18 protein-coding genes and 1 pseudogene are annotated in these 23,357 nt (G+C 64.8%); 9 read left to right on the top strand and 10 right to left on the bottom strand.

What is annotated here, in order from left to right; all coding sequences use genetic code 11:
• Positions 1-206: 206 nt before the first annotated feature.
• Complete coding sequence (locus tag B5V03_RS38095; RefSeq protein ID WP_129275547.1) at positions 207-1,403, top strand: acetylornithine transaminase; 1,197 nt, start codon at positions 207-209, stop codon at positions 1,401-1,403.
• Positions 1,404-1,574: 171 nt separating this feature from the next.
• Here the strand turns inward: B5V03_RS38095 and B5V03_RS38090 are convergent, their stop codons facing one another.
• The 3 genes and pseudogenes from B5V03_RS38090 to pcsA all read right to left on the bottom strand — a co-directional run bounded on the left by B5V03_RS38090 (position 1,575) and on the right by pcsA (position 4,124).
• Complete coding sequence (locus tag B5V03_RS38090; protein ID WP_129275546.1) at positions 1,575-2,549, bottom strand: quinone oxidoreductase family protein; 975 nt, start codon at positions 2,547-2,549, stop codon at positions 1,575-1,577.
• Between the two features lie 75 nt (positions 2,550-2,624).
• Complete coding sequence (locus B5V03_RS38085; RefSeq protein WP_129275545.1) at positions 2,625-3,359, bottom strand: TerC family protein; 735 nt, start codon at positions 3,357-3,359, stop codon at positions 2,625-2,627.
• Positions 3,356-4,124: pseudogene (gene pcsA / locus B5V03_RS38080) on the bottom strand (phosphatidylcholine synthase). Before pcsA ends, B5V03_RS38085 begins: the two are co-directional and overlap by 4 nt.
• An 87-nt stretch (positions 4,125-4,211) precedes the next feature.
• Here pcsA and B5V03_RS38075 point away from each other — a divergent pair.
• Entirely contained in the window at positions 4,212-5,396 is a 1,185-nt protein-coding gene (locus tag B5V03_RS38075; RefSeq protein WP_129275543.1) for a UbiH/UbiF family hydroxylase, read from the top strand.
• 241 nt (positions 5,397-5,637) lie between these two features.
• On the opposite strand, the gene B5V03_RS38065 is transcribed toward B5V03_RS38075, so the two are convergent.
• Positions 5,638-6,591: an AEC family transporter gene (locus B5V03_RS38065; RefSeq protein WP_129275542.1), complete on the bottom strand. Its 954-nt coding sequence runs from the start codon at positions 6,589-6,591 to the stop codon at positions 5,638-5,640.
• 106 nt (positions 6,592-6,697) lie between these two features.
• Here B5V03_RS38065 and hspQ point away from each other — a divergent pair, with 106 nt between their 5' ends.
• Complete coding sequence (hspQ, locus tag B5V03_RS38060; RefSeq protein ID WP_092028580.1) at positions 6,698-7,030, top strand: heat shock protein HspQ; 333 nt, start codon at positions 6,698-6,700, stop codon at positions 7,028-7,030.
• Between the two features lie 130 nt (positions 7,031-7,160).
• On the opposite strand, the gene B5V03_RS38055 is transcribed toward hspQ, so the two are convergent.
• Complete coding sequence (locus B5V03_RS38055; protein WP_129275541.1) at positions 7,161-7,988, bottom strand: invasion associated locus B family protein; 828 nt, start codon at positions 7,986-7,988, stop codon at positions 7,161-7,163.
• Positions 7,989-8,260: 272 nt separating this feature from the next.
• Between B5V03_RS38055 and B5V03_RS38050 the strand changes: the two genes are divergently transcribed.
• The 5 genes from B5V03_RS38050 to B5V03_RS38030 all read left to right on the top strand — a co-directional run bounded on the left by B5V03_RS38050 (position 8,261) and on the right by B5V03_RS38030 (position 14,277).
• Positions 8,261-10,087 (top strand): extracellular solute-binding protein, encoded by a 1,827-nt coding sequence (locus B5V03_RS38050; protein WP_129275540.1) that lies wholly within the window; start codon positions 8,261-8,263, stop codon positions 10,085-10,087.
• A gap of 24 nt (positions 10,088-10,111) precedes the next feature.
• Positions 10,112-11,614: a class I adenylate-forming enzyme family protein gene (locus B5V03_RS38045; RefSeq protein WP_129275539.1), complete on the top strand. Its 1,503-nt coding sequence runs from the start codon at positions 10,112-10,114 to the stop codon at positions 11,612-11,614.
• 85 nt (positions 11,615-11,699) lie between these two features.
• Positions 11,700-12,923, top strand: coding sequence for a GGDEF domain-containing protein (locus tag B5V03_RS38040; protein ID WP_129275538.1), 1,224 nt, complete (start codon positions 11,700-11,702; stop codon positions 12,921-12,923).
• Between the two features lie 246 nt (positions 12,924-13,169).
• The gene (locus B5V03_RS38035; RefSeq protein ID WP_129275537.1) at positions 13,170-13,688 is read left to right on the top strand and encodes a hypothetical protein; all 519 of its coding nucleotides are present in this window, start codon (positions 13,170-13,172) and stop codon (positions 13,686-13,688) included.
• A gap of 214 nt (positions 13,689-13,902) precedes the next feature.
• Positions 13,903-14,277 carry a hypothetical protein gene (locus tag B5V03_RS38030; RefSeq protein ID WP_129275536.1) on the top strand — a complete coding sequence of 125 codons (375 nt, stop codon included), beginning with the start codon at positions 13,903-13,905 and terminating at the stop codon, positions 14,275-14,277.
• A gap of 182 nt (positions 14,278-14,459) precedes the next feature.
• Here the strand turns inward: B5V03_RS38030 and B5V03_RS38025 are convergent, their stop codons facing one another.
• The 4 genes from B5V03_RS38025 to B5V03_RS38010 form a co-directional block, all read right to left on the bottom strand.
• Positions 14,460-15,596, bottom strand: a complete 1,137-nt coding sequence (locus B5V03_RS38025; protein ID WP_164988589.1) for an acyl-CoA desaturase — start codon at positions 15,594-15,596, stop codon at positions 14,460-14,462.
• A 196-nt stretch (positions 15,597-15,792) separates the two neighbouring features.
• Positions 15,793-16,002, bottom strand: coding sequence for a cold-shock protein (locus tag B5V03_RS38020; RefSeq protein WP_092028588.1), 210 nt, complete (start codon positions 16,000-16,002; stop codon positions 15,793-15,795).
• 291 nt (positions 16,003-16,293) lie between these two features.
• On the bottom strand, positions 16,294-19,812 hold the full coding sequence (gene mfd / locus B5V03_RS38015; protein WP_129275534.1) for a transcription-repair coupling factor: 3,519 nt from the start codon (positions 19,810-19,812) through the stop codon (positions 16,294-16,296).
• Entirely contained in the window at positions 19,809-20,099 is a 291-nt protein-coding gene (locus B5V03_RS38010) for a succinate dehydrogenase assembly factor 2 (protein ID WP_129275533.1), read from the bottom strand. Before B5V03_RS38010 ends, mfd begins: the two co-directional genes overlap by 4 nt.
• A gap of 179 nt (positions 20,100-20,278) precedes the next feature.
• On the opposite strand from B5V03_RS38010, the gene recG reads away from it, so the two are divergent.
• Positions 20,279-22,387, top strand: coding sequence for an ATP-dependent DNA helicase RecG (recG, locus tag B5V03_RS38005; protein ID WP_129275532.1), 2,109 nt, complete (start codon positions 20,279-20,281; stop codon positions 22,385-22,387).
• On the opposite strand, the gene panE is transcribed toward recG, so the two are convergent.
• Positions 22,384-23,313, bottom strand: a complete 930-nt coding sequence (panE, locus tag B5V03_RS38000) for a 2-dehydropantoate 2-reductase (protein ID WP_129275531.1) — start codon at positions 23,311-23,313, stop codon at positions 22,384-22,386. The two genes, recG and panE, sit on opposite strands and share 4 nt — an antisense overlap.
• Positions 23,314-23,357: the final 44 nt, after the last annotated feature.

Raw genomic sequence — 23,357 nt, 5'->3', positions numbered from 1 at the left:
TGTACGGACCCGCCCCATGATCAATTCTCGGACCCATCTGCGCCAAGCCATGCGTCGTCGCTCCCGCGACGATGACGGGTTGCGCCATGTCCGACGACGCCGCTGATCTCCTGACATCAGCTTAGTTTTCGAGAAGGCCGCACCCGCAAGGTGCGGCCTTTCTGCTTTTTGCGCCCCTTTTCCACCCGCCCCCAGAGGAGTTCGACATGACCACCGCCACCCATCCGTATGACGCGCTGATGGACATCACCGCACGGCCCAAGGCCGTGTTCGTCCGCGGTGCCGGCTCCTACCTCTGGGACGACAGCCGCAAGCGCTATCTCGATTTCGTGCAGGGCTGGGCCGTGAACTGCCTCGGCCATTCGCCGCCCGCGGTCGCCGACGCGCTCGCCGCGCAGGCCAAACGGCTGCTGACGCCGAGCCCGGCGTTCTACAACGAGCCAAGCCTGAAGCTTGCCGAGGCGCTGGTCGCAAACAGCGCGTTCGACCAGGTGTTTTTTGCGAACTCCGGCGCAGAGGCCAATGAGGGCGCGATCAAGCTCGCGCGCAAATATGGCAGCCTGTACAAAGGCGGCGCGTTCGAGATCATCAGCTTCGAGGGCGGCTTCCACGGCCGGACGCTGGCGACCATGTCGGCCTCGGGCAAGAAGGCGTTCGAGCCGCTGTTCGAGCCAAAAGTCGCCGGCTTCAAGAAGGCGAAGCTGAACGACATCGCCTCGGTCGAAAGGCTGATCAACGACAACACCGTCGCTGTGATGCTCGAGCCGATCCAGGGTGAATCCGGCGTGTGGCCTGCGACCGACCAGTTCCTGAAGCAGTTGCGCGCGCTGACCGAGGCGCACGGCCTGCTGCTCATGTTTGACGAGATCCAGACCGGCATGGGCCGGACCGGAAAGCTCTTCCACTACGAGCACACAGGCATTGCGCCCGACATCATGACGCTCGGCAAGGGCATCGGCGGCGGCGTGCCGCTCGCCGCCCTGCTTGCGACCGAACGCGCCTCCTGCTTCGAACACGGCGACCAGGGCGGCACGTTCAACGGCAACCCGGTCATGTGCGCGGTGGGCCTCGCCGTGCTCGAGGAGGTCAGCAAGCCGGAGTTCCTGAAAGCGGTCGCCGAGACCGGCCTGCTGCTCGAAAGCGAGCTGCAAAAGGTCTCGGCCCGGCACGGCCTCGGCGGCGTGCGGGGACGCGGGCTCCTGCTCGCGCTCGACCTCAAGCTGCCGATTGCGCCGGGCATCGTCGCGCAGGCGTTCGAGGCCGGCGTGCTCCTCAACGCGCCGCAGCTCGACACGCTGCGCTTCATGCCGGCGCTGAACGTCACGAAGGGAGAGATCGCCGAGATGATCGATTGTCTCGACCGGATTCTGACCAAGGCCGGCGCGGCAAGACGCGTCGCGTAAGAGGAGTCTCGTGCCCCGGACGCAGCGCAGCGCCCCTTCGGCGGTGCGCTGCAGAGCCGGGGCCCATCTCTCAACAGCGCTCGCCCCTGCCTTCTGGGTCCCGGCTCTGCGCAGCAGCGTAAGAACGCTGCAGCGCGTCCGGGACACGAGAGTGGATGACGACGGAAGACTCTACGGCTTCAAGATCGACGCGCCGGTCGTCTTGCGGCTTTCGAGATCGATATGCGCTTTCGCGGCGTCCTTGAGCGCGTAGGCGTGGTTGATCGGCACGTGCAGCTTGCCGTTGATGACGGCGGAAAACAGCGTGTCGGCGCCTTCCAGCAGCTCCTTGCGGGTGCCGACGTAGTCGTTGAGCTTCGGCCGCGTCGCAAACAGCGAGCCGTGGGTGTTGAGCTCGGCGATCGAGAACGGCGGCACGGGGCCTGACGCGTTACCGAAAGAAACAAACATTCCGCGCGGCTTGAGGCAAGACAGCGAGCCCGGGAAGGTCGCCTTGCCGACGCCGTCATAGACAACGTCGCAGCCCTCGTTGCGGCTGATCTGTTTGACGCGCGCGACGAAATCCTCCTCGTTGTAGAGGATGACGTGGTCGCAGCCATTAGCCTCGGCAAGCTCGGCCTTCTCGCGCGAGCCGACCGTGCCGATGACGTGGGCCCCGAGCGCCCTCGCCCATTGGCAGGCGAGCAAACCGATGCCGCCGGCCGCAGCATGGATCAGCACGCGGTGATGCGGCTCGACCTTGAAGGTCTTGTGCAGGAGATACCAGACGGTGAGCCCCTTCAGCATCAGCACGGCGCCCTGCTCGTGCGTGATGTGATCGGGCAGCTTGACCAGCTTCTCCCAGGGAATGTTGCGCTCGCCGGCATAGGCGCCGAGATTGTGGTAATAGGCGACGCGGTCGCCGGGATGGAAATTCGTCACACCCAGCCCGACCGCGACCACCTCGCCCGAGGCCTCGTTGCCGGCGATGAAGGGCAGCCCCGGCGCCTTGTAGAGGCCGGTGCGATAGTAGACGTCGATGAAGTTCAGCCCGACCGCATGCTGGCGGATGCGCACCTCGCCGGGTCCGGGCTCCGGCACGTCGATGCTCTCATAGACGAGGGCTTCGGGGCCTCCGACCTTGTGCACACGGACGGCTTTGGTCATCACCTGACCTCCTCTTCTCGCGGCTGAGCGAAAGCCATCGCGGCCGCCTTGTCAACTCGGCCCAGATTGGAACGACTACGCGGACGGCTTGCCGGTCTTCCTGCGATTGCGCTTGGCCAGCACGTTGAAGAACTCCACCGCCGCCGAGAACGCAATTGCGAAATAGATGTAGCCGCGCGGAATGTGGAATTGGAATCCGTCCGCGACCAGCGCGACGCCGATCAGCACCAGGAACGCCAGCGCCAGCATTTTCGTGGTTGGGTGCTCCGCGACGAATCGCGACACCGGCCCGGACGAAATGTACATGATCAGGCAGGCGATCACGACGGCCGCGATCATGATCTCGATGTCCTGCGCCATGCCGATCGCGGTGATGATCGAGTCCAGCGAGAACACGATGTCGATGACGATGATCTGGACGATCACCCAGAAAAAGGCGCTGCCGGCGGATTTCTGATCGCCCGCGCCGTCATCGGCCTCGACCTCGGCGTGGATCTCGTGCGTCGCCTTCGCGATCAGGAACAGGCCGCCGCCGACCAGGATGAGATCGCGCCAGGAAAAATCGTAGCCGGAAAATGAGAAGACCGGTGCGGTCAGGCCGATCAGCCAGACCAGCACGCTGAGCAGGATGATGCGGAAGACCAGCGCCAGCGCAAGCCCGATCTGGCGGGCACGGTGCGCCTGCGGCTCGGGGATGCGCGAGACGATCACCGACAGGAAGATGACGTTGTCGATGCCGAGCACGATCTCGAGCGAGGTCAGGGTCAGCAGCGCGGCCCAGGCCTCGGGGCTGGTGAGGAGATGCATCATGCCAAGGATCTTGCCAGGCGGATCAATGCGTCGCTGAAGCTGATCCAGAACGCGATGGCACAGAGCGCGACCGTCACGCCGGTGCCGGCGTGGAAATCCATCCTCAGCGCATAGAACGCGAGCAGCCCCCAGATCACGACCAGCGACATGGTCAGCCAGCGCAGCCGTACGACGCGGACCGGATGCAGCACATGGAACGGCACGAAGGTCAGCACGACCAGAGTCGCGACCAGCAGCGTGGACCACAGCGGCGGCCAATGCAGCAGGAACAGGTAGAACGCCGCCGCATTCCACAACGCGGGGAAGCCGCGAAAATGATTGTCGTCGGCCTTCATGCGCAGATCGGCGAAATAGAGTGCACTGGTGACGATGATGGCGACACCGAGCAGCGGCGCGGCAACCGGCAGCAGCAGGCCGCTCGCCACGATCGCATAGGCCGGCACGAACACGTAGGTGACGAAATCGACCACGAGGTCGAGCACATCGCCCGACCAGTTCGGCTGCACATCCTTGACGTTGAGCCGGCGTGCGATCGGACCGTCGATCGCATCGATGATCAGCGCGATACCCAGCCATCCAAACATCGCCGCCCAGTGCTCGCGCACGGCCTCCAGCATCGCCAGCAGCGCGATGGCCGCGCCGAAGGCGGTGAAGATGTGCACCGAGAAGGCCGCGGCGCGGATCGCCGGTCTCGGCTTCAGGGAATCTTCGTGGGTATCCATGGGCTTCTGCTATCAGAACGGGACCGGTTTGCACATAAGCCATTGCGGCGCCCGGTCGCACAATTCGCCATAAAATCAGTGAAATATAGGTGGGCTTGAATTTGCCGCGGGGCGTGTCCAATGTCGTTCCATGACAGACGCATCGACACTCTTTGACGCAGCCGTGATCGGCGGCGGACCGGCGGGACTTGGCGCGGCCATTGCGCTGGCCCAGGCGGGCGCGCGGACCGCGCTGGTGGCGCGGCGCCTGCCCTATGCCGACAACCGCACCACCGCGCTGCTGGGCGCCTCCGTCGATCTGCTGGAGAGCCTCGACGTCTGGCCGCGCTGCAAGGACAAGGCGGCAGCCCTTGAGGTCATGCGGCTCGTCGACGACACCGGCCGGCTGTTCCGCGCGCCGGAGGTGCGGTTCTCCTGTCACGAGATCGCGCTCGACGCCTTCGGCTACAACATCGACAACCGCTCGCTGATGCTGGCGCTGGAAGAACGCGTCGCCGAGCTGCCCAACATCGTCCGTTTCGACGACGAGGCCGAGAACGTCGTCATCGAGGCCGACGACGTCGCCATCCGCACGGCGTCCGGGCAATTCCTCTCGGCCCGGCTCGTGGTCGGCGCCGACGGCCGCCATTCGCTGTGCCGCGAGGCTGCCGGCATCGCGGTGACGCGGCGCGAGCTGACGCAGACCGCCCTGACCTTCAACGTCGGCCACGCGCGGCCCCATCGCAATGTCTCGACCGAGTTCCACACGCCGCATGGGCCTTGCGTGTTCGTGCCCCTGCCCGGCGACCGCTCCAGCATCGTCTGGGTCTCGGCGCCGGCGGAAGCCGAGCGGCTGCGTGGCCTAGGCGACGCGGAGCTGTCAGCCGCGGTCGAGAAGCAGTCGCATTCGATTTTGGGACGCATGAGCGTCGAGCCCGGACGCAACCTGTTCCCGCTCGCGATCGAACGTCCAAAGTCCTTCGGGCGCGACCGCATCGCGCTGGTCGGCGAAGCCGCCCATGTGGTGCCGCCCATTGGAGCCCAGGGCCTCAACCTTGGCCTGCGCGATGCCGCCGATATCGCGCGCCTCGCGGGAGAAGCTATCGCTGCCGGCGAGGATCCCGGCGCGGACGACGTGCTCAAGCGCTACGACCGGGCGCGGCGTCCCGACATCCTGAGCCGGACCTTTGCGATCGACATCGCCAACCGCTCTTTGCTCAATGATTTCCTGCCGCTCCAGCCGGTCCGCGCCGTCGGCATGCACCTGCTCGGCGCCATCGGCCCGCTCCGGCGCTTTGCGATGCGCGAGGGACTGACGCCGACCTGGCGGAAGTAGCCCAGAGCCGTATGAAATTGAACAGCGCCGCTACGAGCTCGGTGCAACCTCTCCCGCTTGCGGGGGAGGTCGGCGCGTAGCGCCGGGTGGGGCTTTCTCCTCGTGGGGACCATCTCCGCAAACTTCGGACAATCCCGACGCGGAGATACCCCCTCCCCAACCCTCCCCCGCAAGCGGGAGAGGGAGCGCACCTGTCGCGGAAAGGTCGCGAAGCCCAATCCCTATTCGGCGCCAAACGCCTCTACGGGAACGCCAGCCGGCCGGTCTGGAGCAACCACATCACGCTGGTCAGCGTGACCACGGATGCGAACGTCCCGAGCAGCACGGCGACGGAGGCGGATTCGATCCAGGCCTCGTTCTGCCGGGCAATCACGAACACGTTCAGCGCCGGCGGCAGCGAGGCCATCAGCACCGCGGTCGCGGCCCAGGGCTGCGCGAACGGACCGAACGCCAGCATCAGGCCGAACGCCGCGAGCGGATGGATCAGGAGTTTGACTGCGATCACGCCCGGCACTTCCCAGGGCACGCGATCGAACGGGCGAAGCGCCACGGTGACGCCGAGCACGAACAGCGCGGTCGGCGCGGCTGCGTTCTGGAGAAAGGTGATGGTGCGGTCGAGCGCGACCGGCAACTCGATATGGAGCGCCGCCACCGCCGCGCCAAAGCAGGCCGACATGATCAGCGGGTTGAGCACGATCTGCTTCAGCACGACGCCGAAAGCATGCACGATCGAGGGATGGTCGCGGTCGGACAGCTCGATCAGCAGCGGCACGATCGTGAACAGGAAGATGCTGTCGCAGCAGAAGATCAGCGCGGTCGGCGCCGACGCCTTGGTCCCGAGCACGGCAAGCGCCAGCCCCGGCCCCATGTAGCCGATATTGCCGTAGCCGCCGGAGAGCCCGGCGAGCGTCGCCTCGCGCAGCGTCAGCCGTCCCAAAACCTTGCCGACGACCAGCGCCAGGGTGAACGCTGCAACCGTCGACAGCGTGGTCGCGACCAGGAACGGCGGGTTGTTCAATTCCGCAAACGGCGTCTTCGACATGATCGCAAACAGCAGTGCCGGCAGCGACACGTAGAGCAGGAAGAAGTTCATCCAGGCGAGGCCTGATTCCGGCAGGGATTTGACCTTGCCGCACGCAAATCCCACGAAGATCAAGCCGAAATAAGGTAGCGCCAGATTGAGGATATCGACCATTGATGAAGCGTTTTCTGAAGACTTGGGGGCTATCCGCCCCTTACGGGAAGGTTAATTCCAGATGAGGGCACTAGCATCGGCCACAATCCTGGTCTATCGACGGGAGATGATTAAAGCGCGGACCGCCAAATTCCAGATCGGACAGGTCGTACGCCACCGGATCTTCTCGTTCCGGGGCGTGATCTTCGACATCGATCCGGAATTCAACAACACCGAGGAGTGGTGGCTGTCGATCCCCGAAGAGGTGCGGCCCCACAAGGATCAGCCGTTCTACCACCTGCTCGCGGAGAACGCTGAGTCCGAGTACGTCGCCTACGTGTCCGAGCAGAACCTCTTGCCCGACGAATCCGGCGAGCCGATCCGGCATTCCCAGGTCGCCGAGATCTTCATCAAGGACAAGACCGGCGGCTACCGCCCGCGCAACCCGTCGTTGAACTAGGCGCGTTTTCTTCACGCGAACCGGCATCCGCGTCGCTCGAAGACGCTCTAAGGTTTTTCCGCCCGCAGGCCGCCAACAAAAAAGGCGCTCGAACTGAGCGCCTTTTTCATGTTTGGACTCTTGGTCCCGATTACTTCTGACCAGCCGGAGATGCGGCGGGAGGTGTACCCTGCTGCTCGAGCTTCTTGCGCTGCTCGTCAGCCTTCTTCTGAAGCTCTTCCTGAAGCTTCTTCTGGTTTTCCTCGAACACCTTCGGATCGGTCGGCGGACCGTCATAGGCCTTCTGGAATTCGCCGGCGAGCGGAAGCGGCAGGGTCAGCGGCGCGCCGTTGGCGTTGATCGCCTGCACTACGAGGTTCTGGCCCTTCTTCATGCTGGCGATGAACTCGGGCGTTGCTTCATAGTCGGACATGCAGCCGTTCTGGAAGCAGATCACGTATGGGCTCTGCAGCGGCGCGTTGTTGTCGACGATGATGCGGGTGCCGTGCACGAGCTGCATGCCGAGCGGCAGCGTCACGCGCAGGATTTTCTTCGGCTCGCCTTCGGGCTCGATGATCACGGCCGCGATGACAGGCACGCCGGTCTCGATGCGGCCGTCCTTGCCGGTGAAGCAGACCTGCTTGGCATTGGCGTCCTGGCCCTTGAGGCAGAACTTGGTCCAGGGGGCGTAGATCAGCTGGATCTGCTGATCGGCAGGCGGCTGGCCGGCCGGCTGGGCCGGGGCGCCCTGAGCCGGGGCCTGCTGGGCCTGGGGAGCCGGTGCGGGCGCCGCAGCCGGCGCCTTGGGCGCAGCCTTGGGAGCAGCTTTCGGGGCCGCCTTCGGCGCGGCGGGCGCACCCGGAGCCGGCGCGGGGGTCTGGGCTTCGGCGGCAAACGGAACGGCCAACGCCGTCGCCGTCAACAGGGCGAGAAGTCGCCCGCGCGGCCGGACGGACGCGGCCAAATAACGGAAATTCATTGCAGAAAACCCTTTCTGAACGGGAAGCGCCCGAACCGCTCCGAAACGCCGAACCAAGCCGCTTGGGCGCGGCTCTCTCCCCGTCAATTGAGGCAGATAAGTGACGGGCTCGGCGCTCTTGCGCGATTGCGTGCCTTCTTAACGTGGCCGACGAAAAGATCAATGCCGACAGGCGTCTTTGGCCACGCCTTGAACCACTCCTTGGGCGGCGCCCAGTGAAATTTCCTGTGATAGGATTCAAGGCTCGCCGGTCCTCGAATCACCGTGAGCCGATGTTCATGTTCCAGTGCCTCCTCGAGGGCCCCGGTATCCGCCTTTGCGTCCTCGCCTTTACGCTTGCGATGGGGCTGCCCGCTGGCCGCGCGCGGGCCGAGCAGGCCCATGCCATCGCCATGCACGGCAAGCCGGCGATGCCGGCCGATTTCACCCACATGCCCTACACCAACGCCGATGCCCGCAAGGGCGGCCGGCTGACCTGGGGCATTCTCGGCACCTTCGACAGCCTCAATCCTTTCATCGTGAAGGGATTGGCGGTGCAGCCGGTCCGCAACTACGTCGTCGAGAGCCTGCTTGCGCGTGGCCAGGACGAGCCGTTCACGCTCTACGGCTTGCTCGCCAGGACGGTCGAGACCGACGACGAGCGGAGCTATGTCACGTTTCGCCTCGATCCTCGCACCCGCTTCTCCGACGGCAAGCAGGTCACGGCCGAGGACGTGCTGTTCTCCTGGCAGCTGCTGCGCGATCACGGCCGCCCCAACCACCGGCAATATTACGCCAAGGTCGCCAAAGCCGAGGCGCCCGATCCCCTCACCGTCCGCTTCGACCTCACCGGGGCCAACGACCGAGAGCTGCCGCTGATCCTCGGCCTGATGCCGATCCTGCCGAAGCATGCCGTCGACGTCGCGACTTTCGAGGAGACGTCGTTGACGGGCCCGATCGCCTCGGGTCCCTATCGCGTCACAGCGGTGAAGCCCGGCGCAAGCGTTACGCTGACGCGCAATCCCGATTATTGGGGCCGCGATTTGCCGATCAATCGCGGGCTCTACAATTTCGACGAAATCAGGCTCGACTATTTTCGCGAGGCCAACGGCAAGTTCGAAGCGTTCAAGCGCGGCCTCTACGATTTCCGCGTCGAGCACGAGCCGCTGCGCTGGCACGACGGTTACGATTTTCCCGCGGCGAGGAGTGGCGAGGTGATCCGCGACACCGTCAAGCCCGGCGTGCCGCAGCCGTCCGAATTCCTGGTCTTCAACACAAGACGGCCGATCTTCGCCGACATCCGCGTGCGCCAGGCCCTGACGCTGCTGTTCGACTTCGAGCTGGTCAACCGCAACTATTTCTTCTCGCTCTATTCGCGCGTCGCCGGCTATTTCGCCGGCTCGGACCTGTCGGCCTATGGCCGCCCGGCGGATGCGCGCGAGCGCGAGCTGCTCAAGCCGTTCGCCGCGCAAATTCCGCCCGACATCATGGACGGCAGCTATCGCCTGCCTGTGACGGACGGTTCGGGGCGCGACCGGACCACGCTGCGCGCGGCGCTGAAGCTGCTGTCGGAGGCCGGCTATGATCTGGACGGCACCGTACTGCGCAACCGCGTGACAAAAGCCCCCTTCACCTTCGAGATGCTGGTGACGACCCGCGACCAGGAGCGCATCGCGCTCGCCTTCCAGCGCGACCTCAAGCGCGCCGGCATCGAACCGAGCGTGCGCGCGGTCGATCCCGTCCAGTTCGACCAGCGCCGCCTCGCCTATGAGTTCGACATGATTCAGAATCGCTGGGACCAGTCGCTGTCGCCCGGCAACGAGCAGTATTTCTATTGGGGCAGCGCCGCCGCCGACAATCCGGGCACCCGCAACTACATGGGCGCCAGGGATCCGGCGGTGGACGCCATGATCGGCGCCCTGCTGGAGGCCCGTGATCATACGGCCTTCGTCTCGGCGGTGCGGGCGCTCGACCGCGCTTTGATCGCCGGCTGCTACACAATCCCCCTGTTTAACGTATCCGAGCAATGGATCGCGCGCTGGAATCGGATAGAACGGCCTGAGGCTACCGCGCTGTCCGGCTATCTGCCGGAGACCTGGTGGTCGAGGGGTGAGCCCTGAGGGCCAGTCAAGCGAAGTGACGCCGTGAACCAGCCAGCCATATCGCCGACGCTCGACACGCTGTTCCAGCGCACGCTGATGCGGCAGCCGCATGCGCCCGCCCTGCTCGACCCCCTCAACAAGGCGCGCGTGACCGGGCACCAGCCGCGGCGGCTGAGCTATGCCGAGGCCGATACCGCCATCGAGGCGCTGTCGGCCTATTTCGTCGAATCGGGCCTGCCGGCCAATTCGGTCATCGCGATCCAGCTGCCCAACACGGTTGAGTTCGTGCTGACCGTGCTTGCGGCCCATCGCGCCGGCCTCGTCGTCGCCGTGCTGCCGCTGCTGTGGCGCCATGCGGAACTGACCGCCGCGCTCAACCGCACCGCGGCGCGCGCCATCGTCACCATGAGCAGGGTCGACGGCGTCAACTATGCCGACCTCGCGATGCATGCCGCCGCCGAAGCTTTTTCGATCCGCCATGTCTGCGGCTTCGGCACCGACCTGCCCGAAGGCATGGCCGCGCTCGACGACGTGCTGGCCCGCCCGCCCGGCACCACGCGCGCCGTGATCCAGGACGGCCGCAAGGCGGCGATGATCTCCTTCGACGTCACGGCGGAGGGTTTTCGTCCGGTGCCGCGGCCGCATTTCAGCCTGATCGCCGGCGGGCTCGCGATGTCGCTCGAAGCCGACATCAGGCAGGGCGCAACGGTGATGACGGCGTTCACGCCGATGTCGTTCGCGGGGCTCGCCTCCTCGCTCGCGGTGTGGCTGCTCTCGGGCGGCACGCTGGCGCTGCATCATCCCTATGAGAACGACGTGCTGGAGCAGCAGATCAACGAGCATGAATGCGAGGTGCTGATCGCGCCCGCGCAGCTCGCGCTGCGGCTCGGCGATTCCGACCTCGCGGCACGGATGCCGAGCTTGCGCAACGTCGTCGGCCTGTGGCGTGCGCCCGAGCAGGTGGCGGCGAGCGAGGCCTGGATCGCGCCGCATGCGCCGCTGACCGACGTCTACCTGTTCGGCGAGGCCGGCCTGTTCGGCGCCCGCCGCGGCGAGGACGGCATGCCGGTGCCCGTCATGCCCGGGCCGCACGGCGCCCCGCGCGAACAGTCCGGCTCCTCGATCGCCGGCGATATCCTGCTGACGCCGAAGGGCACGCTCGGCCTGCGTGGACCGATGGTACCGATCGCGGCCTACGCGCCGCCGCAGCCGGTCGGCGACACGCTGATCGCGCAGCCGCCGCGCGACTATGTCGACACCGGCTATGCGGCGCGGCTCGACCGCCCGAGCGGCGCGCTCTGCATCACTGCGCCACCCTCTGGCATCATGGCCGTCGGCGGCTACCGCTTCCTCTCCAACGACCTCCAGGAATGGGCGCGCCGGCTCGGCCAGGGGGCCCTGCTCACCGCACTGCCCGACCGGCTCTCCGGTCACCGGCTCGCGGGCCGGGCCCAGGACAATGCCCGCGCCCGCGAGGCGCTCAATGAGCTCGGGCTTAACCCCCTGATGGTCGAGGCTTTTCGCGACCGCTCCGGGCCGGCTTGAGTGCACTTTCGACCCATCCATTGACGCTGCATTAAGGCGACCGGACTAGATTGCGCGGCATCTGTTGCGTGATCAGAGTTTCCGAATGTCCCAGGCGGGCCCGATCCTGTTTGTGTCCAATGCCGAGCGCCCCGCCTTCATTGCGGCGCTGGATGAGGCCCGTCTGTTTCCCGTGGTCGACACCGATTGGGCCAACGCGGCGCGCGCGGTCGAGCAAGTGCAGCCGGCCGCGGTTCTCGCCGCGATGAACAGTGGACATGAGCCGCATCTGGCGCTGCTCGCCAGGAAGATCGCCGAACAATCACCTTACCTGCCCTTCGTGGCGCTGGACGCGGCGGGGATGCTGCCCCACAACGCCCTGCCCTTCGCCTCGCGCGGCGGCAATTCCGATCGCCTGATCGCGCGGCTCCGCGCCGCGCTGCGCGTCCGCACCCTTCATGCGACCGTGCTGCGACGGCTGCCGGAGGCGAAAGTCGCGCTGCCCGAGAGCGATCCCGCACGCGATGCCACCGTGCTCCTGATCGGCCGCGGCGCAGCCTATCCCGCGCTCTCCGTCGCGCTCGGCGAACGCGTCGGCGTCGTCGGCGCGCTCTCGATCGAAGCCGCCGCAAAGCATCTCAACACCCGCGACCTCGACGGCGTCGTGCTCGCCGAAGGTTTTACCCCGCGCGTCACCGATGCCTTCCTCACGGTGCTCGCCGAGGACACCCGTTTTCGCACGCTCCCCGTGATTGTCACCGCGCACCAGCTCACGCAGAGTTACGATTTGCCCAATCTCGAGCTGCTCCCGGGCGAGCCGGCGAGGGTCGCCGCCAACGCGCTGCCGCTGATCCGCCAGCACGCGATGGAATCCCAGCTGAGCCGCACGCTGCGCTCGATCGATGCCGGCGGCTGGCTCGATCCGCGCAGCGGCCTGCTCACCACGGAAGCCTTTGCCCGCGATTTTGCCAAAGCGGTCGAGCAGGCGCTGGCCCGCGGCGGCGGCCTGTCGGTGGCGCGCTTCGCCTTCGATCCCAACAATCCCCGCGCCCAGCTCGATGCTGCGCGTATTTTGAGCCGCCTGATGCGGCAGATGGATTTTGGCGCCGCGCAAAAGGACGGCTCGGTGATCGTCGTGTTCGCCGAGACCGATTTCCGCACGGCGCACATGATCGCCCGCCGCCTCTCCGCGGTGATGCGGCACACCTCGAACGGCAAACACGAGATGCGCAGCGATCCCGTGGTCAGCGTGGACTCGCTGTCGCCGTCGGACACGGCACGGTCGCTGCTGGCGCGGCTGTCGGCTGACGCGTCAAGGGCGGCGTCGTAGTTTTCGTCGCACCTGATTTTGCGGATCGCCCCTGGTGGGACATCGGTTCCCCCTGTCCGACAAAATCTGAAAAACAACCCCATGCAAAGTAGCCGTCAATCACCCGAGGGAGAATTTGCGGATTTTACGAATCCAATTGACGCGTCGGGCAAAACACCAGTATAGTGGCATCATTGAAACAGGTCAGTCGGCCCGCGCGGAGGAATCCGCCGCGGGCTTTTTCATTTTGCACAGGAGAAAGTTTTCATGCCGACGATTGAGAAAAAGCCTCTACCGCCGATCGGCTCCGGGTCTGTCACGATCAATCCATCAGACAAGGAGGACATTACAAGCCGCGCGCGCGACGTCATAGATCATTACATGTCTGGCAAAGGCTCGTGGTGGAACGAAGGACCGCGCAAATCCGCCCAGCAGACCGTCGATGACCTGAAGAGATTCAAGGATAGCGTTCTCACATCCGAGCAATATATCGACGATCCCGGCTCAGTCCTGACTTCTGTGAAGGAGATGATTGACGCCGCGATCGAACAGGCCGGTCAGGCAATCCCAAATCTGGAGAATAACGGCCCTGGTGAAATCCGTCCCGGCGATCCGAGGGAATTCGATCAACCGCGGCATTCCGCCAATCCTCGCTCCACCAACAAATGGCAGAGCGGAGATACTTGCAGCGCCGACCAACCAAGGCCTGCGCGCGCACACTGGTACAATTCAGTTGAGCCGGCCTCCCGTCTCACTGGAGATCCCTGCAGCGCCCAATGCCGATGACCGCGACATCCGAATTCTCCGTCGCATCGTCAGGGACTGAGATTTGTTGACCGGCAGGCCGCCGCGCCGAGCGTACATGGCACCAAATCTCGGGATGTTCTTGATATGTTCAGGTCGATCGGTTATAATCTTGACGAGAGGCTAGCGCGGGACGGTCGGGGCGGCACTTATGTTTCGGTCGACGATAAGGCTGGTTCAGCTCGCAGCGACTGTCATGGCTGCGTTCCTGTCGATGGCGTCTCCCGCGTACGCCAAGGACTACACGCTGGATTATGGCGTTGAAACATCGACCGACGGCGATGTTGGTTCGACCTCCTGCCCGTATGGCGTGTGCCGTGTCGGGATCAAGAAACTGAACATCACGCTCATCATCTTCCGGTACCGTGATGACCCCCGCCACGCGCGCGTCGAAATCGAAGGAAAGCCCGGCTGCTGTTTCTTCGAGCTTGGTGCACAATCACAGCGGATTGTGCTCGACGATAACCCACCACCAAGCCTTCGCTTTTTTACCGGCGCCGCGGCGCGGGGACTCCTGCTTTTCCAGAATGAGCCGGCTGGGATCCTCGATCTAAGATTCCACCTCGACTGATCAGACGGGCTGATACGGTTGGACGCTGCAAGTCCGCAGTTCGTGGATGCGTCACGCCGGCGGCGTAGTCAAAATCTCGCTAAGACAAGGGCAGGCAAAGGCGCGCGGCGCCGTGCCCACCACTTTCAAAACGACGAGACGCCTGGGCACACTCCGCTCTGCCCACCCTGCGATAGCGCGCGTCAGCCGCTAGCCTTCGTCCCTGATTGCACACTGGTCGCCAGAGCGGGAACGGGCGCGGCCAGGAGAAAGCCGACGGAGTCGTTCAGCAGCTCATAGGCGCGGTCGACAATGTCGTCCAGGGACATGGTCTTGGCGAACATGCGCTGCGCCTCGGCCAGCAACTGGTCACGGGTCGGCATGCTGGCCAGACCCAGATCTGCACGGTGCTGCAACAGGTGGATGGCGTCCCGCACTGACAATTCGGTCTCGTGGATCGACGTCCTGATCGCCGACGCGATGTGCTCCGGATTGAAGCGGGCCGCGAGCTGCTCGGCCGCCTGCTTGACAACGCGCGATCCCAACCGGTGCTCGTTGCGCAAAACCTGCTTCGGCGGCATCTTGAGATCCCGGACAATTCCGAGCCAGGACAAGACCACCAGGACATAGTAGGTCAGATCGATCTCGTACCAGTAGAAGCCCTGCCGCGCGCTGGCCTGATAGGCGTGGTGATTGTTGTGCCACCCCTCGCCCATCGTGAAGAAAGCCAGCAGCCAGTTGTTGCGGGAATCGTCACCGGTCACATACCGCCTGCGTCCGTGCACATGCGCGAGCGAGTTGATGCAGAACGTGGCGTGATACACCAGCACCGTGCTCCAGAGGAAGCCGACCACCAGTCCCGACCACCCGGCGACGAGGAAGCAGACGCCCGCGAGCACGAATGCCGGCAGCAGCTCCAGCCTGTGCAGCCACATCAACTCCGGATAGGCCGCCAGATCCGATACTTTGACGAGATCAGTTGCATCGTGCTGCCGGTAGAAGATCCAGCCGAGATGACTGTAGACGAAGCCCTTGTGCCGGGGCGAATGCACATCATGCGCCGTATCGGAATGAAGATGATGATGACGATGCTTGGCAGCCCACCAGAGCACGCTTTTCTGGGCGCTGCTCTGGGCCAGGAAGGCCAGGATGAACTGAAACACCCGGCTGGTCGCGTAAGCCCGATGCGAGAAGTAGCGATGATATCCGGCCGTGATCGCAAACATGCGCAACCAGTACAGAACCACGCAGATGGTAACGGCCTGCCATGAGATGCCCGACCAGATCGCCGCGACGCATCCGGCGTGGACCAATATGAACGGCAGGACCTGCGGATACATGACGTCGTCGTGTTCGTCGTCGTGGCCCTGGCCTGAATCGATATTGATAGACACGCTTGCGACCTCAGCTGTCGGCGGGCCACCCCGCAATTGGTGTAAAAAAACCCGCGACCGGTAAACCAGACGCGGGTCGAAACAACCAGAAGCTCTGCCAGTACATCCGTGGTCAAAGCTACATAGTGCTGACTGCGGCAGCCTATTCGGCGCGCAGATTATCGGCCGCAGACTTGCCGGTCCGGCGGTCCGCGACGATTTCGAAGGAAACCTTCTGCCCCTCGTTGAGGGTGCTCAAGCCGGCGCGTTCGACGGCGCTGATATGAACGAAAACATCCTGGCTTCCCTGGTCCGGCTGAATGAAGCCGAAACCCTTTTGGCTGTTAAACCACTTCACAGTTCCCGTAGTCATAGGGTCGTCCCTTTAGAAAGATATGGCTTTAGAACTGCACCCAAGAGAGCGCAGTCGGAGAATTCGAGATCTGGAGGGAGGGTCGTCAGTCAGGCACGCTATAAGCGGCGAGGCCAAGTCGTTCGGCCGAAACTCGATCTGTCCTATATGCCTGCTGTTCGGTCATTCCGCAAGTGGCCATATGTCGCTGTTTTCAGACCCGAATACCGTTTCGATGCCTTGCGAGGCCCGAATTCCGACTCTGCGGCGCAGGATTTCGCGCTTGCGCCACGTCTGGATCGGATGGCCCGGTTAAGCCGCCTTTTTGCTTTCGGCAAGCTGTGCCAGTTGCCGCATGATCTCGGTGGTCCCGGCGAGACGCTCTTCCGGCGTCTCCCAGTCCTGTAAAAATACCACCTTCATGTCGGGCCGCACCTTGGCAGCCTGGCCATGGCTCTTGATGAACGACACCAGCCGCTCGGGATGAGCGAACGAATTGTCGCGGAAGGCAATGACGGCGCCCTTCGGGCCGGCGTCGATCTTCCCGACATTGGCCCGGCGGCAGAACGCCTTGATGGCGGCAACCTTGAAGAGATAGCGCACCTCGTCCGGCAGCACGCCGAAACGGTCGCGCATCTCCGCGCCAAAATTCTCGATCTCCTCCTCGGTGTCGAGATCGGCAAGACGCCGGTACAGCGACAGCCGTACCGAGAGATCGCCGACATAATCTTCCGGAATGAGCACGGGCATGCCGATCGTGATCGACGGCGACCAGCGATCCGCGGCGGGCTCGGAGACGCCGGCCTTGAGATTGACGATCGCCTCCTCCAGCATCGACTGGTAGAGCTCGAAGCCGACTTCCTTGATGTGACCGGACTGCTCCTCGCCGAGCAGATTGCCGGCGCCGCGGATATCAAGATCGTGCGAGGCGAGCTGGAAGCCGGCGCCCAGCGTCTCCAGCGATTGCAGCACAGTGAGGCGGCGCTCGGCCTGCGCCGTGATCTTCTGCTGCGCCGGCAGCGTGAACAGCGCATAGGCGCGCAGCTTGGAACGGCCGACGCGGCCGCGGAGCTGATAGAGCTGGGCCAGGCCGAACATGTCGGCGCGGTGCACGATCAGGGTGTTGGCGTTGGGAATGTCGAGGCCGGATTCCACAATTGTGGTCGACAGCAGGATGTCGAACTTGCCGTCGTAGAACGCGGTCATGATGTCCTCGATCACCGCGGGCGGCATCTGCCCGTGCGCGACCGCGACCTTCATCTCCGGCACGTTCTTGTCGAGGAAATCCTTGACCTCGGCAAGATCGTCGATGCGCGGCACCACGTAGAACGCCTGGCCGCCGCGATAGCGCTCGCGCAGGAGCGCCTCGCGGATCATCAGCGGATCATGCGGGGCGACGAAGGTGCGGACCGCGAGGCGATCGACCGGGGGCGAGGCGATGATCGAGAGCTCGCGGACACCTGTCAGCGCCAACTGAAGCGTGCGCGGGATCGGCGTTGCCGATAGCGTCAGCACGTGCACTTCCGAACGCAGCGCCTTCAGCCGCTCCTTGTGGGTGACGCCAAAATGCTGCTCCTCGTCGACGATGACGAGGCCGAGATCGCGGAATTTGATCGCCTTGCCGAGCAGCGCGTGGGTGCCGACGACGATGTCGACCGAGCCGTCGGAGATGCCTTTCTTGACCTCGTTGAGTTGCTTGGTCGGGACCAGGCGCGAGGCCTGCGCCACGTTCACCGGAAAGCCTTTGAAGCGCTCGGTGAAGGTCCTGTAATGCTGCCTGGCCAGCAGCGTGGTCGGCACCACGACCGCGACCTGCTTGCCTTCGAGCGCGACGGCAAAAGCCGCGCGCAACGCCACTTCAGTTTTGCCAAAGCCGACGTCGCCGCAGATCAGCCGGTCCATCGGACGGCCGAGTTCGAGGTCCTTCAGCGTGGATTCGATGGCGCCGAGCTGGTCCTCGGTCTCGTCATAGGGGAAGCGCGCGCAGAACTCGTCGTAGAGGCCCTGCTGCACCGGCAGTTTTGGCGCCTCGTGCAGATGGCGCGCGGCGGCGATCTTGATCAGCTCGCCCGCGATCTCGCGGATGCGGTTCTTGAGTTTTGCCTTGCGCGTCTGCCAGCCAGAACCGCCGAGACGATCGAGCTCGACCGTGGTCTGGTCGGAGCCGTAACGCGACAGTAGCTCGATGTTCTCGACCGGCAGGAACAGTTTTGCGTCGGCGGCATAATGCAGTTCGAGGCAGTCATGCGGCGCGCCGGCAACGTCGAGCGTTTGCAAGCCGATAAAGCGGCCGATGCCGTGGTCGGCATGGACGACGATGTCGCCCGCGGTGAGGCTCGTCACCTCCGAGATAAAATTGTCGAGCTTGCGGCTCGCCTTGCGCGGCCGCACCAGGCGGTCGCCCAAAATATCCTGCTCGCTGATCAGCGCGATCTCGTCGGTCTCGAAACCACTTTCGAGGCCGAGCACGGCGAGCATGGTCTCGTTGCGCGGGGTCGCCTGCACCGTCCGCCAGGCGTTGACGCTGGTGGTGTGGGTCAGCTTGTGGTCGCGCAGCATCGAAATCATGCGGTCGCGCGAGCCTTCGGTCCACAGCGCGATCACGACCTTCTTGCGCTGGGCATGCAGCGCCATGACGTGGCTGACCACGGCCTCGAACACGTTGACGGTGGTATCGTTGCGCTCCGGCGCGAAGTCGCGGCCCTTGCGGGCGCCGGCATCGACGACCGTGGTGCCATCCGTTGGCACGGAGAACGGCGTCAGCCGCGCCAGCGGGATATCACTGACGCGCTTGCCCCACTCGTCCTCGGTCAGATAGAGCCTGTCAGGCGGCAACGGCTTGTAGATCGCGCCGCCGCCGGGATGCTCCATCGCATCGCGGCGAGCCTCGTAGTAGTCCTGGATCTGCTTGAAGCGCTCGCGGACGGCGTCCTCGGCCTGCGGCTCGATCGCCACGGCTGCCCCTTGCAGATAATCGAACAGCGTGTCCATGCGGTCCTGGAACAGCGGCAGCCAATGCTCCATGCCGGGATGGCGGCGGCCCTCGCTGACGGCCTCGTACAGCGCATCGTCACGCTCGGGCGCGCCGAACTCGGCGACATAGCCCATGCGGAAGCGGCGAATGGTGTCGGTGACGAGCTGGAATTCCGAGACCGGAACGAGATTGAGCGCGCGCATGTCGAGCAGCGTGCGCTGGGTCTCGGCATCGAAGGTGCGGATCGATTCCAGGCTGTCGCCGAAGAAGTCGAAGCGGACGGGTTGCTCGAGGCCGGCTGGAAACAGGTCGAGAATGCCGCCGCGCACTGCATATTCGCCGGGCTCGCGCACGGTCGAGGAGCGGTTGTAGCCGTTGTGCTCGAGCCAGGCGACGATGGTGTCCATCGGCACGACATTGCCGGGCGCGACCGACAGCGCCTGCGCGGCGACGAGCTCGCGCGCGGGCACGCGCTGCACGACAGCGTTCACCGTGGTGAGCACGATCAGCGGCTTGTCGCTGCCGGTGAGCGAGGCCAGCCGTGCCAGCGTGGTCAGGCGTTGCGCCAAAATGCCGCCATGCGGCGAGACGCGGTCATAGGGCTGACAGTCCCAGGCCGGAAACGTCAGCACCGGCAGATCGGGCGCGAAGAACTGCAGCGCGCGTTCGAGCTGCTGCATCCGCGCGCCGTCGCGGCAGACCACCGCAAGGCTGACGGCCGGCTTCTTCGGCCGCGCCGCAAGGGCGCGCGCCAGATCAGAGACGACGAGGCCTTCGGCGCCCTCGGCGACGTTGGCAAGCGTCACCGCGCGGCCGGGCGTGAGCAGCTCGGCCGGCGACTTCAAACCCGGTTTCATAAATTGCCGTCCGTAATCGGGAACGCCTTGATGCGGTCAAACAGTGCGCCAGTGACATCAGGTGGCAGCACCTTGTCACCGGTGATGGCGGCATAGAGGTCGGGATCGGACTCTTCGAGCAGGGTCTCGAGCTCGGTCAGCTCGTCATCCGACAGATTGGCGATCTCTGCATCCGCGAAGCGGCCGAGGATCAAATCCATCTCGCGCGTGCCGCGGTGCCAGCAGCGGAACAGAAGCCGCTTGCGGCGGTCGTCCAGCCCGTTGCTCGATCGTGTCGTTCCCGTCATGTCTCAGATCCAGTCAAACGCCGAAAGCCCGGACGTGCCGGGCGGGGGTGATATAGCCACTCGGACCGCTTGTGTCAGCCCTCGATTTCTCATGGCCGGCCACCACCGACACGAAAAAAGACGTGGATGCCCGGCAGAAAGCCGGGCATGACGGGCCGAAACGATCCTAGATTCGCCCGATGCGCCCGAGCCTCCTCAATCCGCTGTTTGCTCCCGTGACCAGCCTGCCCGGCGTCGGTCCGAAGCAGGACAAGCTGCTACAGTATTTGCTCAGTCGCAACGAGACGCCGCGGCTGGTCGATCTGTTGCTGCACCTGCCGAGCCAAGTGATCGACCGCCGGGCACGGCCGAAGATTCGCGACGCCGCGCAGGGAACCATGGTGACGCTGGAGGTCACCGTCGATCGTCACCGCCCGCCGCCGCCGCGCAACTCACGCGCCCCGTATCTGGTCTATGCCAGCGACGATACCGGCGATGTCGTGCTGACCTTCTTCCGCGCAAAACCCGGCTATGTCGAAAAGCTGCTGCCTGTCGGCGAGAAGCGCTACGTCTCCGGCACGCTGCAGATGTATGACGGCATCCCGCAGATCGTGCACCCCGACCGCGTGCTCGACGAGGAGGCGATCTCGAAACTCTCAGGGATAGACCCCGTCTATCCCCTGACCGAGGGCCTGGCGCTCGGCTCGCTCCGCCGCGCGGTTTCGCAGGCACTCCTGAAGCTGCCGGCGTTGCCGGAATGGATCAGCCCGGAGGTGATGCGCCGTTGCAGCTTCCCGCCGATCTCGGAAGCGCTCAATCGCGTGCACCTGCCGGTAGAGCTGACTGACATTCTGCCCGAAAAGCCGTTCTGGTCGCGCCTTGCCTTTGATGAGCTTCTGGCCGGCCAGCTCGCACTTGCCCTGATCCGCGCGCAGCTACGCCGTCCGGCCGGCGTGCGAAACGCCGGCGACGGCCATCTCCGCAACAAGATCATCGACGCCCTGCCCTACGCGCTGACGTCATCCCAGCGCGACGCCACCGCGGCGATCGCCAACGATCTGCAGCAACCTGTACGCATGCTGCGCCTGCTTCAGGGCGATGTCGGTTCCGGCAAGACGGTGGTGGCGTTGCTCGCTGCCGCCGCGGTCGCCGAAGTCGGCAAGCAGGCCGCGTTGATGGCGCCCACGGAAATCCTGGCGCGCCAGCACATCAAGACCATCGCACCGCTCGCGGAGCGCGCGGGACTACGGGTGGCGATCCTCACCGGTCGGGAAAAGGGCAAGGAGCGGCGCGAGTTGCTGGCGCAACTCGAAGCCGGCGAGATCAATCTCCTCGTCGGCACCCACGCGCTGATCCAGGACGATGTGATCTTTAGCGATCTAGCCCTCGCCATCGTCGACGAGCAACACCGCTTTGGCGTGCGCGAACGCCTGGCGCTGACGTCCAAGGGCGAAGCCGTTGACGTGCTGGTGCTGAGCGCAACCCCGATCCCGCGCACGCTGGTGCTGACCTATTTCGGCGACATGGACATCAGCGAACTTCGCGAGAAGCCCGCCGGACGCCAGCCGATCGAAACCCGCACCATCTCGATGAGCCGGCTCGGAGAGGTCACTGACAGCATCGGCCGCGCCCTGGAGGCAGGCAAGCTGGTTTACTGGATCTGCCCGCTGGTCGAGGAATCCGAGGCAGAGGGCACCGAGCATCTCACCAACGCGACCAAACGTTTCGAGAGCCTGCAAAAGCGCTTCGGCGACCGCGTCGGCCTCGTTCACGGCCAGATGAAGGGCACCGAGAAGGACCGCGTGATGGGCCAGTTCGCCGCCCACGAGATCGGACTGCTGGTCGCGACCACCGTGGTCGAGGTCGGTGTCGACGTGCCCGCCGCGACCATCATGGTGATCGAGAACGCCGAACGGTTTGGCCTCGCCCAGCTGCACCAGCTGCGCGGCCGCATCGGGCGCGGCTCGGAAGCCTCGACCTGCCTCCTGCTCTACTCGGAGCCGCTCGGCGAGATGTCGAAAGCGCGGCTGAAGGTCATCCGCGAGACCACCGACGGTTTTCGCATCGCCGAGGAGGATCTCAAGCTGCGCGGCGAAGGCGACGTGCTGGGCGTACGCCAGAGCGGCCTGCCCGGTTACCGCATCGCGCGCCCGGAAGTCCATGACCAGCTCATCACCCAGGCCCGCGACGAGGCGCTGCGCATTCTCAAGGACGACCCGAAGCTCAAGGGCGAGCGCGGCGAGGCGCTGCGCTGCCTGCTGTATCTCTACGAGCGGGACGAGGCGATCCCGCTGATCGGGGCGGGCTAGCCTGCTGCTCTCCGACGCCCGATTTCGTAGGCCGCCACATGGGCGCGGGCCAGATCCAGTAGCGGCGTGTCGACACCCAGCGCACCGGCCCGGTTGGCCATGTCGCCGAGGATATGCTCCGCCTCGGTGACCGAACCACGTTCGATATCGCGCAGCATCGACGCCTTGAGCGGGGAGTCCAGGGTCGTGAACAGCTTTCGGTCAAACTCGATAAACGGAGCTCGCGGTTCAAAACCCGAAGCCGTCGCAACAGCGCAGCATTCCGCGAACAGGCGGAAGATCGATTGTTCGCCGTTCGGCACGGCGAGAATGTCTCCGATGCTCGCGCGCATCAGGCAGGTGATGCCGGCGAGCGTCGAGAGCTGGACGAATTTTTCCCACATGTCCTGCATGATCGCTTCGCTGGCGCGCACGTCGATGCCCGGGACCTTCAGCAGTGCCTCCAGCGCGAGCACACGCTCACTCATCGCTCCCCTGGTCTCGCCGAAGACGATCGTCTGATTGGCCATGAACTGAACGACACGACCGTCCGCATCGAGCCCGGCACTGACGTTCGCGAGCCCGCCGAGGATTTTCGCAGCGCCGAACCGCGCCGTCAGGGCGTCGATATGTTTCAACCCGTTGAGTACAGGCAAAATCATCGTGCTCGCGCCAACCGCCGGGGCAAACTGGCTCATGGCGTCGTCAAGCGAGTAGGCTTTCACGCCGACCAGCACGACGTCGAAAGCTTCCTTGAGATCATCAGCCAGCAGGATCTTCGGCTGAAGCGCAAAGTCGCCATGCGGGCTTACGACCCTCAATCCATCCTGCCGCAATTGCGCCGCGCGCTTCGACCGCACCAGAAAGGTCACGTCAGCGCCCGCTCGGACCAGGCAAGCTCCGTAGTAGCCCCCGAGCGCTCCCGCGCCGATCACCAACACTCTCATTCGAACTCCCATTGCAGAAGAATTGCTTCCGCAGAAACAATAGC

It is taken from the genome of Bradyrhizobium betae, assembly GCF_004123905.1.
In the GTDB taxonomy this organism is placed as follows: domain Bacteria; phylum Pseudomonadota; class Alphaproteobacteria; order Rhizobiales; family Xanthobacteraceae; genus Bradyrhizobium; species Bradyrhizobium betae_A.
Note: the sequence above shows the minus strand (reverse complement) of the source record. Positions and strands in the feature narration are given on the sequence as shown.